Source organism: Mucilaginibacter sp. (assembly GCF_028288105.1).
Taxonomy (GTDB): Bacteria; Bacteroidota; Bacteroidia; order Sphingobacteriales; family Sphingobacteriaceae; genus Mucilaginibacter.
In genome coordinates this window covers 1-10,397 of record NZ_JAQBOI010000031.1, presented here as the reverse complement: position 1 = coordinate 10,397, position 10,397 = coordinate 1, and the positions used below count along the sequence as shown (strand labels likewise).

The window sequence follows — 10,397 nt, the reverse complement described above, 5'->3', positions numbered from 1 at the left end:
ATGGCTTAAGGTGGCAAGAAAAGATATTAAAGACATTGACGCTAAATCAAAGAGTGTTTCTAATATGCGCTTTGAGTTATTTAATCAAACTTATTTGCGGAGGGCATCAAAAAATAATCAAACCTTAATCATTCAGGGCGAAATGGATAAGAAGCTGGCACTGCTAAACTTTCTGTATTGTGCAACCTATTCGTTATTACTTTCACCGATCCTATTATATGTTAAATATCATTTTATCGACGGGCATCAAATGAGTCAGATGTTTGAATATGGGTTTCACCTTTACAGGCTACAGGGAATATTTGTTTGTGGCCTCATCAGTTTATCCGCGGCATTACTTTTTGATTATCGAACCACAAAAAGAGAAATTTCGGCGAGTATTTATTTCTTTCAGGAGATAAAACCATAAATGACAGTTTTTAGTTTGTCATCCTGAGGAACGAAGGATCCATTCACAAACTGTGCTATCGCCGAATAGATGCTTCAAACGTTTAATATAATATTCAACTCCCCCTTAGGGAGGGATTACTTAAAAAACACCAGGTACACCTGCTTAAAAATATGGTAAGCAGCAAAGGAAAAGAACAGTATGGCAATGCTAATATCAATAACCCTTGTACTTAGTTCAAACTTATTTTGCAGGTATTTTGCAAATTTGGCATATAAAAATAGGGCGATAAATGCACCTGCTGCAGATCCTATACTAAAGATAACTAAGGCCAGCCTGCCATCTTCAATCCATTCGTGAGTTATCAGGTAGGTGCCCGTTACCATCCAAAAGGGGATTTGCATAGGGTTTATAAAGCCCAGCAAAATGCCGTATTTAATACTGGCGTGGTTAGAGTATGTGGTTTTTGGTGGTTTGTTCCTGTTTAACCAGGTAATTGTGCCCAGGGTGCCAAAAAGCACAACCATTACCCAATCAATTATGGTATCCAGCCTAACCTCTTCAGATAGCCATTTAGCGCCCTGCATTACCACATAGGTAAAAAAGAACTCGACACATGAAAAAGCTATAATGAACTGAAGGGCTTGTTTTATGCCCCTGTTTATGGTGATCTGTACTAACGTAAGGTTAATGTTACCGGGCGGTACGTAACCAATAAAGTTGGCAATTACCCCGATAAAAAAGGTTAGGAATATCATTTGCGCAAAGATAATATTTTAATGGGCAAAGTAGTTTATGAGTGGATTATTTGGGGCGTTGCCTGCGGCCGGGCTTTACGCTCATACCGCATAGGCCTTAGCCACTGGCCGGTATCCGCTGCAATCCCTAACGCGGGGAGGTTAATTCCCTCCCTTGGGAGGGTAGGGAGGGGTTAATGAATTACGAGGTTAACCCCCTCCCTGCCATTACACAAACAACCGCACCCCTCCCGAGGGAGGGAATAAAATCTGCACCCTCTTTGCGTAGCAGAGAGGATCGGCCAGCGTAGCGTAGTCGGGGTGAGTCAACTCTTAAGCAAGCCAATTCAATCAACCCGAAGTCAATTTTCGCTAACGTTATTTATCAACTTCATTAATTCGCATATTTGCAGTGCCATTAAGTTGGCAGTTTGTAGTTGGCAGTGGGCATAAAGCCATGCAAACTGCAAGCCGACAACTGCAAACTGAAAAAAGATGTCTGCTCATAAAATAGTTTCGTTATTACCCGCCGCTACCGAGATAGTTTGTGCATTAGGATTGGAAGCCAGCCTGGTTGGCCGTTCGCACGAGTGCGATTATCCGCAAAGCATTACGCACCTGCCTATCTGCTCAGAAGCAAACTTCCCCGATGGGTTAAGCAGTGCTGATATTGATGTTAAGGTAAAAGAGATATTAGCTGATGCCTTATCTGTATACACTGTTAACCGCGAGGTAATAAAAGAGCTGTCCCCGGATGTTGTTATTACCCAGGCCCAATGCGAAGTTTGCGCCGTGTCATTAACCGAAGTTGAGCAGGCGCTGGAAAACTATCTGGATAAGCAAGCGCAGATCATTTCCCTGCAACCCAATAGTTTGGATGATATATTTAATGATATCAAAACTGTAGCAAAGGCTCTTAATGTAAAAGAGGCAGGCGAGCGTTTGCTTGAAGATCTGCAGGAACGTGTAGACATCATCCGCCATAAGCTAAAGTTTATGGAGAATAAACCAACCGTTGCCTGTGTAGAGTGGTTAGAGCCTATGATGATATCAGGTAACTGGATCCCCGAACTGGTTAGCATAGCAGGCGGCACGCCTATATTGGCGCAACCTGGCAAGCATTCTCCTTATGTAAGCTGGGACAATATCCGCGAAAGCGATCCTGAGGTTATCCTGTTAATGCCTTGCGGGTTTTCTATCGAGCGTACCATGCGCGAAATAAATATCCTGCTGGAACAACCCGGTTTCAGCGAATTAAAGGCCGTGAAAAATAATCGTATTTACATTGCCGATGGTAACCAATACTTTAACCGCCCCGGCCCGCGTATTGTAGATTCTGTTGAAATACTTGCCGAGATCCTCCATCCTAAACAGTTTGCATTTGGATATGAAGGCGACGGATGGATAAAATTCGCAACTTTAAAAAATATTTTAAAAAGTATTTCCACATCTTAAAATCATTATATTTACGGTATAAACCCTAAATATAAATCTGATGCGTCGTTTTCTTACCCTGTTATTGTTTGTCGCGGTTAGTCTAAAAACTGTGGCAGTTATGGCCGATGTGCCAAATTTTGATGTTAAAAACCTGCACCTGACCTGGGAGGTTGTAGATAACAATTACCAGAATAAGCAGCAAGCGCTTACGGCTTTAACTATCACTAACACGGGTAAACAAACTTTACCTGCTACAGGCTGGAAGATCTATTTTAACTCGTCCCGTAATTTTACAGCCGATGCGGTTAGCGGCAACGCCAAAGTATTACAGGTAAACGGCGACTTGTACAGCATCAGTCCGAATGATAAAATTAAGGATGTAAAACCCGGCGAAAGCATCCGCATAGAATATATATGTGAAGCCACAGTAGTAAATTTTACCGATGCCATTGAAGGCCCATATTTGGTTTGGGATAGCGAACCCGCAAAAGGTTATTCCCCCGGTGATTTTACTATTAAACCATATATCCCAACTTACCAGGGACTGATTACACCCGAGATACTGTATAACCAAAACAAGATCATTCAGGATATCCCGGCATCGCAACTGCAAAAAATTATACCAACGCCGCTTAGCTATACTGAAAGCACCGGCAATTTTGTTATAACCAATGCGGTAAGCATTGTAAGCGATCCTTTGTTTGCTAAAGAGAAAGCCTATTTTATTACAGGGATTGAAAAACTTTTATGCAGCAAGCTAAAAGGCACATCAAAGGATAAAAAGATCATATTTAAGAAAGATGCAGGCTTGGGCGCGGAGGCTTATACATTAAGCGTTACGCCAAACGATATGACCATTACGGCATCAACCCCTGCTGGTTTGTTCTATGGCATTCAGTCGTTCAAAACTTCCATTTCTGCATCTCCGTGGATGAAAGCACAAGCCAGCATCCCTGTTCCGTGTATCAATGTTAAAGACGAACCCCGTTTTCCGTATCGTGCGGTAATGCTGGATGTAGCACGTAACTTTCAAAGCAAACAACAGGTGCTTAAATTAATAAACCTGATGGCGGTTTATAAGCTGAATACGCTGCACATGCACCTAACCGATGACGAAGGCTGGAGGATAGAGATACCTTCATTACCAGAATTAACTGCCGTTGGTTCTAAACGCGGGCATACGCTGGATAGCAAAGCATTCCTGCCTGCATCTCATGGTTCGGGTCCCGATTTTACAAATACCGCCGGTACAGGTTTTTATACCAAGGCCGATTATATCGAGATCTTAAAATATGCCACCGAGCGCCACGTAACCGTATTGCCCGAAATTGAAACTCCCGGCCATGCCCGTGCATCTATCAAAGCGATGGATGTGCGTTACAATCGTTTGCTTGCCGCTGGCGATAAAGCCGGTGCCGAACGCAATTTGCTGCGCGATCTGAATGATAAATCTGACTACCGCTCGGTGCAATACTGGAACGATAACGTAATTGATGTTGCCCTGCCATCAACCTATAACTATATAGAAACAGTTGTTGGCGATCTGGTGAATATCTACAAGGAAGCCGGTGCGCCGTTGCCTGCCATCCATTTTGGGGGCGACGAGGTGCCCGTGCATGTTTGGGAGCAATCGCCAGCCTATCTGGCTTTAAAGGCAAGCAACCCCGAAATACAAAATACCGGCGATCTGTGGTATTATTTTTACGGACGTGTGAATGATATTTTGAAGAAACGTAACATCAGGCTTTCGGGCTGGGAAGAAATGGCTTTGCGCAAAACCGCTGTTGACGGGCAAAGTACCTATGTACCTAACCCACAATTTTTAGGCGAGAAAATGCAGGTTGATGTTTGGAACAATGTTTTAGGTGATGGGCAGGAAGATCTGGCCTACAAACTGGCAAACGGAGGTTACAAGGTTGTCCTTACCTGTGTAACTAACCTGTATTTTGATATGGCTAACTATAAATCGTACGACGAGCCGGGTTATTATTGGGGCGCGTTTTTGGGGATAGATAAATTCTTCTCTTTTATCCCGTACGATTACTTTAAAAATGCCGACGTTGATAAGAATGGTCGCCCGATTAACCGTAACCTGTTTTTAGGCAAACAACGCTTAACAGATTATGGTAAAACCAATATTATAGGTCTGCAAGGTGCGCTTTGGGGCGAAACAGTTAAAAGTGCCGAGCGCATGGACTATATGATCTTCCCTAAGCTGATAGGTTTGGCTGAGCGTGCATGGGCTAAAGACCCGGCTTGGGCTACCGAGCGCGATACACTTAAAGCCCGCGAATTGTACAATGCGGATTGGAGCAAATTCCTGAATATATTAGGAAAACGCGAGTTGCCACGCCTGGCTTATTACAACGGTGGTTACAACTTCAGGATCCCGAAACCGGGTGTTATTTTAGAGGATGGAAAATATAAAAGCAATATCCAGTTCCCGGGTATGACCATACGCTACACCACTAACGGTAAAGAGCCTAATGAGAATAGTCCGGTTTATGAAAACCCTATCCCGGCCAATGGCATTATCAAGTTCCGCGCGTTTGATGTAAAAGGGCGAGGGGGTAATGTAGCCGAGGTGCAGAATAAAGAGAACCCTGCGATGTAGTCTACTCACCCCGACTACGCTACGCTGGTCGACCCTCTCTGCTGCGCAAAGAGGGTGAGAAGATAACAAGAAAGGCTGCCTTACGGGCAGCCTTTCTTGTTAATAAATCATGTCATTTCGAACGAGCGATAGCGAGGAGAAATCTTTTACAACAGACAGGATGGCTTGCATATCGGGATGCACAGTATAAAATATTCCTCCTCACACCCTTTCACGGCCGCTCTATGTTCGTTTGAAATGACAGAGCGGGTTTGGGTCATTACATGCAAGATTATATCATATCCGTCCCATTTATGGGACGGATATGTATGTAGTAAACGGCTTTAGCCGCATCTCGCATTTTGGCTAAAGCCATCCCTTTCTCTTGGTTATCCGTTGACTGAAGTCAACTGCAATGAATCAATATATAAAATAATTCATCCCGTTGTTGGTGTCCTCACCAACAACCTACATGCAAGGCGTATAAATTTGGTGAGGACACCAAATTAGGGGGGGTAAGAGGCTTACATATTCACATTCACACCAAAAAAGTAATTCCTTGGTGGCGATGGGTTATAGTACCGGTTACCTACCGCATTCAAATCATTCCCTAAACTATATTTCTGATTCAGCAAATTATCAGCCCCGGCATAAAGCTCAAAGCGGGTTTTACGGCTGATGCTGTGCTGCCACGATGCTTTGGCCTGTAGCAAGTGATATTTAGCGGCATACACCGTATTAGCATCATTCAGAGGGATGGATGAGGTATAGTTATGTTGCACAAACAAAGCGAATTTTTTCGGAAACAAAGTTTGTATCGACGATACGATAACCTCGCGCGGGACGCCTGTTAAGCGATTACCCGAATAACTTGCACCGGCCACATTGTAATCCCTGAATTTGAAACGACTTACTGTAAGTGATGTGTTGAACTGCAGGCCACGAATAAACTGGGTATTATTCTGACGGATAAGCCAGTCGGTAAAAGCCAGCTCAAAACCGGGTTGGTTGGTGCCGCCGGAGTTAATGTAATATTCAGTTTCATCGGGGTTTAATTGGCGAACGATGGATTTATCCAGCTTATAATAAAATACAGATGCATCCAGGAACATGCTTTCATCCTTGTTCCTCAAACGGAAACCGGTCTCATAATTCCACCCTAATTGAGCCTGCAGGCCGGTGTTGATTATGTTGTTTGTCGGCCTGATCTCGGCAGTGGTAGGTGTTGAGTATCCGCGACTAACCGATCCGCGCCATATAAAATCATTGGTAATTTGGTAAGACAGGGCCAGTTTCGGCATCACCACAGCATCAAAACTACGGTTGGTAAAGTCAGTCTCGTTAAGCGGTTCCAGATTGCGGAATTTGTAACCGTAATAGTTCAGGCTTGCGGCTGCTTCTATATGCAGGCGTTTAAACAGGTCTGCAGCGTAACGGGCAAAAAAGAAATGCTGCCCTGTGTTTATCTTATCTATCCTTTGTACATCGCCCTTTTCGCCGGCATTGTTATCATAATTGCTTATTTGCGAATTGGTTTGTTGCCACTCCATACCCAGGTTCAGCTTCCAATCAAAGTTTTCCTTCGGGATGGCTGCCAATTCAAAATAGGTACGCATGCCATAGGTGTTTTCGCTGCGTTGCTCATAATTAGTAATGAACGGGTTGGCAAAATTTACATGATTACCAAAAACAGCAAGTACGTTACGGATACGGTCGGTTAGTTGGGCATCATTCACCAGGCCACCTAAAAGCAATTTGGTATTGATGCGGATCTTCTGATCAATAGCGCCGGGTAGGGTGGCAGTTGGCAGCCTTGCCGACCTTGGATTGGCCTGCATCTGCGCAAAGTTTAAACCGCCGGGAGTTTGGTAATCCAGATCAGAGTACATAACCAATGCCCGCAATTCACTTTTTTGTCCGTATTGATAAGCATCGCCTGCCTGCAAATAGTTGCGGTGCATGCGGCTGTTTTGGCGGTAGCCATCGTACGTTTGGTACGACTGATTAAAGTTGAAACGGTTTTTTGAACTGGTATTTTGTAGCGAAATCTTCTCGTGAAACAAACCATACGAACCCGCGCTTATCCCTGCCGACAGGTAATTGCTATCGGCCCGGTTAACGGGACTAAGCAAAACCACACCGCCCGAGTTAGCGCCAAACAAGCTGCCATCGGGGCCTTTCAAAATCTCCACATGGCGTATGTTGCCAATGTCGATAGCATTTAGGTAAGTATTGCCGCCTGCATCGGTAAGCGGGATCTCATCAAAATAAATTTTCACATCCCTCACCCCAAATGGCGAACGCAGTAAGCTACCCCTTATAGATAAACGGTAACTGCCCGGCGATCGCTCTTCGGCACGTACACCGGGTACCGTATTTAGCGCGGTAACAAAAGAATTATCGGGCTGTAGTTTTAATTGCGATGCTCCTAATACACTAACAGATGCCGGTACACTCAGCACAGGCTGTTCGGATAGATAGGCTTTAACCGTTACGGGCTTTAGCTGGAGTAAGGTATCAGTCTTATTAGTGGCAGGTTTTGTTTGGGCAAAAGCGCTGCCGGTAATAACTATAAACGAAACCAAGGTTAAGTAATTTTTTGTCATAAGCGTGGCTAAATTACGTAAAAATAGACCTTTACAGTGCATTGGGTCGTCCTTGTCAAAAATATTACATAAGCTTTATTCAGCACTAACGCGCCAAATACGGTTGCTGGTATCATCGGCAACAAGCAGGGAGCCATCTTTGGCTACAGCTACACCAACCGGGCGGCCGTACACTTCTTTCTTTTCCAGGTTAGCCACAAACCCCGTTAAAAAATCTTCCATTTGCGGGGCAGGCTTGTTATTAACGAATGGCACAAAACCAACTTTATAACCAGACAGCACCGACCTGTTCCATGAGCCATGCTGACCAATGAACACGCCATTTTTATACTTTGCAGGAAACTTATTGGCAGTGTAAAATACCAGGCCTAATGATGCGGTATGCGGGCCTAAAGACAGATCGGGCGTTAGGGTTTTCTTCACCATATCGGGCCGTTTAACTTTTAGTCGTGGGTCTTCATGCCGGCCGAAGTATGCCCATGGCCAGCCATAAAACCCGCCTTGCTTTGTGCTTGTCAGGTAATCGGGTACCAACTCATCACCCAGGTTATCACGTTCGTTAACCACGGTATATAACACATTTGTTCCCGGTTGAATATCTATCCCGGCAGGGTTACGCAACCCGCTTGCATAAACGCGTTCGCCACTACCATCGGGGTTTATTTCCAGTATATCGGCACGGCGTATCTCGTTCTCCAGGCCATGTTCGGCAACGTTACTGCCCGAGCCTACGGAAATATAGATCTTAGTACCCGCGCTGTTTGCGCGCAGGTTGCGTGTCCAGTGGTTATTATATCCACCGGCTGGTAAAGCCAAAATCATTTTACCGGATGTTGTGATCTTTGTTTGCCCGGCTTTGTAATCGTATCTCCAAAGTCCATCGGTATTGGCCACGTAAAACGAGTTGCCCAATATGAGGATGCCATATGGCTGGTTTAGATGGTTCAAAAACACTTCCCGTTTATCGGGAATACCGTCACCATTGCTATCGCGGAGAATAGAGATTTGGTTAGCGCTTTTGCCCAGGTTTTGCGATGCAGCTACGCCTATTATTTTGGCGCCTATCTTTTTTATCCCTTTAATCTCGGTATTAGCTTCGGATACAAAAATATCCCCGTTAGGGGCCACATAAATATTGCGTGGATTTCTTAAACTATCGGCAAATAAATTAACCCTGAAACCTGCAGGTGCTATTGGCGTTTTACCTGCAGGCCAGCCAATAACCTTGCAATAATTACTTACCGATTTTGTTTCGTAAGGCGCCGGGAGTTTAACCTCTTGCTTAGTAGGTGTATTTACCGCTGCAGCCTTGGTTTGGTCTACCTTTTTCTGTTTACAGCTCGCCGCCAGTAAAACAATGCCGGTTATGTATATTAAATAAGTTTTCATGGTGGTGTTTTAGCTGGATGAATAACCTGTGGGTATACTTATTTGTTTTTGTAACTGCGTGGGTGTAAAAAGCCTTATTACAAAGATTAAGGCAATAATCTGACAAAAAAATATATTTTTGGATAAGCCTGTATATCAGCACCAATGCTAACCAATAAACGCATACTATTATCGGTACTTGCCATATTTTTTACCCTAAGGGTGGGGGCGCAAAATAGCCTGGGCGATCCTGTGCTTTACGAAGACTTTGGCTTTGGTACTAATTATACACCGGTAGGCCCACCGTTATTAGACGGTTATTCAACAATGAAGCCTGGCGGCTCGGGGCGATGCCCTAATCCGGGCAATTATTTAATTTTAAACAGTTCGGCAAATTGTTACGATGATACTTTTAAAACTATAAATTTTGACCATAGCGGCACAAACCCGTTCGGGTATTTAATGATGGTAAACGGGGATAGTATACCCGTGGTTTATTACACCAGAAAAATAAGCGGCAGTAAGTTTTGCGCGAGTACAAGGTATCAGTTTGCGGTTTTCCTGAGTAATATTAACACACAAATGCCACGCCCGGCTAATTATATCGACGCCAATATTCACTTCTCCGTTAAAACATCAGGCGGGGTGGTATTAAGCGATACATATAGTACAGGCCCGCTTGCGAACGACAGCTTTACGCAATACCATGTAGACTTTTTTGCGCCCGCGGATGGCTCTGATGTAGTAATATCACTAAGTAATAATGCGCTAACCGGTTCAATTGGGAACGACTTTGCAATGGATGATATTACCGTTAAACCATACGGCCCGGTGATAGATGCGGGTATTGGCTCAATAACCAGTGGTATTACCAGCACAACCCAATGTTTGAATGATGGGCGGGCTACATACGTTTTAAAAACATTTGTACATAATTATTTAACCCCGCAGTATCAGTGGCAGTCAAATCTTAATAAAAAAGGATGGGTTAATATCCCCGGCCAAACAAAAGCCGATCTTATTTTGGATAAGGAATTTTTGAACCCTGCTGTAGGGAAATATCAATACCGGGTTGGGGTATTAAGCGCACCGGGCGCGTCAATAAACTGCCAAACGTTTTCGGTACCGTTAACTATCGATGTTGTTAAAAACCCAAGTTTTACACTACCTGCAATAACATCGGTTTGCGAGGGAGAAATACTCTCCATACATGCAGATGGCGGTACCTATTTCCACTGGACATACCCGGATGGGCGTACTTCTGAGGA

The 10,397-nt window shown here is 44.2% G+C and carries 7 protein-coding genes; 4 read left to right on the top strand and 3 right to left on the bottom strand.

The features are described 5' to 3' along the window. Nucleotides 1-409 (top strand): hypothetical protein (locus tag JWQ85_RS01795; RefSeq protein WP_299463020.1); only part of this gene is annotated, 409 nt, incomplete at its 5' end. A 116-nt stretch (nucleotides 410-525) separates the two neighbouring features. Here the strand turns inward: JWQ85_RS01795 and JWQ85_RS01790 are convergent. Then, nucleotides 526-1,146: a LysE family transporter gene (locus JWQ85_RS01790; RefSeq protein WP_299463017.1), complete on the bottom strand. Its 621-nt coding sequence runs from the start codon at nucleotides 1,144-1,146 to the stop codon at nucleotides 526-528. Nucleotides 1,147-1,620: 474 nt separating this feature from the next. On the opposite strand from JWQ85_RS01790, the gene JWQ85_RS01785 reads away from it, so the two are divergent. After that, on the top strand, nucleotides 1,621-2,580 hold the full coding sequence (locus JWQ85_RS01785; protein ID WP_299463014.1) for a cobalamin-binding protein: 960 nt from the start codon (nucleotides 1,621-1,623) through the stop codon (nucleotides 2,578-2,580). A 40-nt stretch (nucleotides 2,581-2,620) separates the two neighbouring features. Then, nucleotides 2,621-5,176, top strand: coding sequence for a family 20 glycosylhydrolase (locus tag JWQ85_RS01780; protein WP_299463011.1), 2,556 nt, complete (start codon nucleotides 2,621-2,623; stop codon nucleotides 5,174-5,176). Nucleotides 5,177-5,679: 503 nt separating this feature from the next. Here the strand turns inward: JWQ85_RS01780 and JWQ85_RS01775 are convergent. Together JWQ85_RS01775 and JWQ85_RS01770 are read right to left on the bottom strand one after the other, a co-directional pair. Next, complete coding sequence (locus JWQ85_RS01775) at nucleotides 5,680-7,761, bottom strand: TonB-dependent receptor (protein WP_299463008.1); 2,082 nt, start codon at nucleotides 7,759-7,761, stop codon at nucleotides 5,680-5,682. A 75-nt stretch (nucleotides 7,762-7,836) separates the two neighbouring features. Beyond that, a complete protein-coding gene (locus tag JWQ85_RS01770; protein ID WP_299463005.1) occupies nucleotides 7,837-9,150 on the bottom strand; it encodes a sorbosone dehydrogenase family protein in 1,314 nt (437 codons plus the stop codon). 144 nt (nucleotides 9,151-9,294) lie between these two features. On the opposite strand from JWQ85_RS01770, the gene JWQ85_RS01765 reads away from it, so the two are divergent. After that, the coding region (locus JWQ85_RS01765; protein WP_299463002.1) for a hypothetical protein at nucleotides 9,295-10,397 on the top strand (1,103 nt) is incomplete at its 3' end.

Excerpts from the sequence above, each read along its gene's own strand:
- JWQ85_RS01780 (WP_299463011.1), top strand. The coding sequence starts at position 2,621 with ATGCGTCGTTTTCTTACCCTGTTATTGTTTGTCGCGGTTAGTCTAAAA.
- JWQ85_RS01770 (WP_299463005.1), bottom strand. The coding sequence starts at position 9,150 with ATGAAAACTTATTTAATATACATAACCGGCATTGTTTTACTGGCGGCG.
- JWQ85_RS01785 (WP_299463014.1), top strand. The coding sequence starts at position 1,621 with ATGTCTGCTCATAAAATAGTTTCGTTATTACCCGCCGCTACCGAGATA.
- JWQ85_RS01775 (WP_299463008.1), bottom strand. The coding sequence starts at position 7,761 with ATGACAAAAAATTACTTAACCTTGGTTTCGTTTATAGTTATTACCGGC.
- JWQ85_RS01790 (WP_299463017.1), bottom strand. The coding sequence starts at position 1,146 with ATGATATTCCTAACCTTTTTTATCGGGGTAATTGCCAACTTTATTGGT.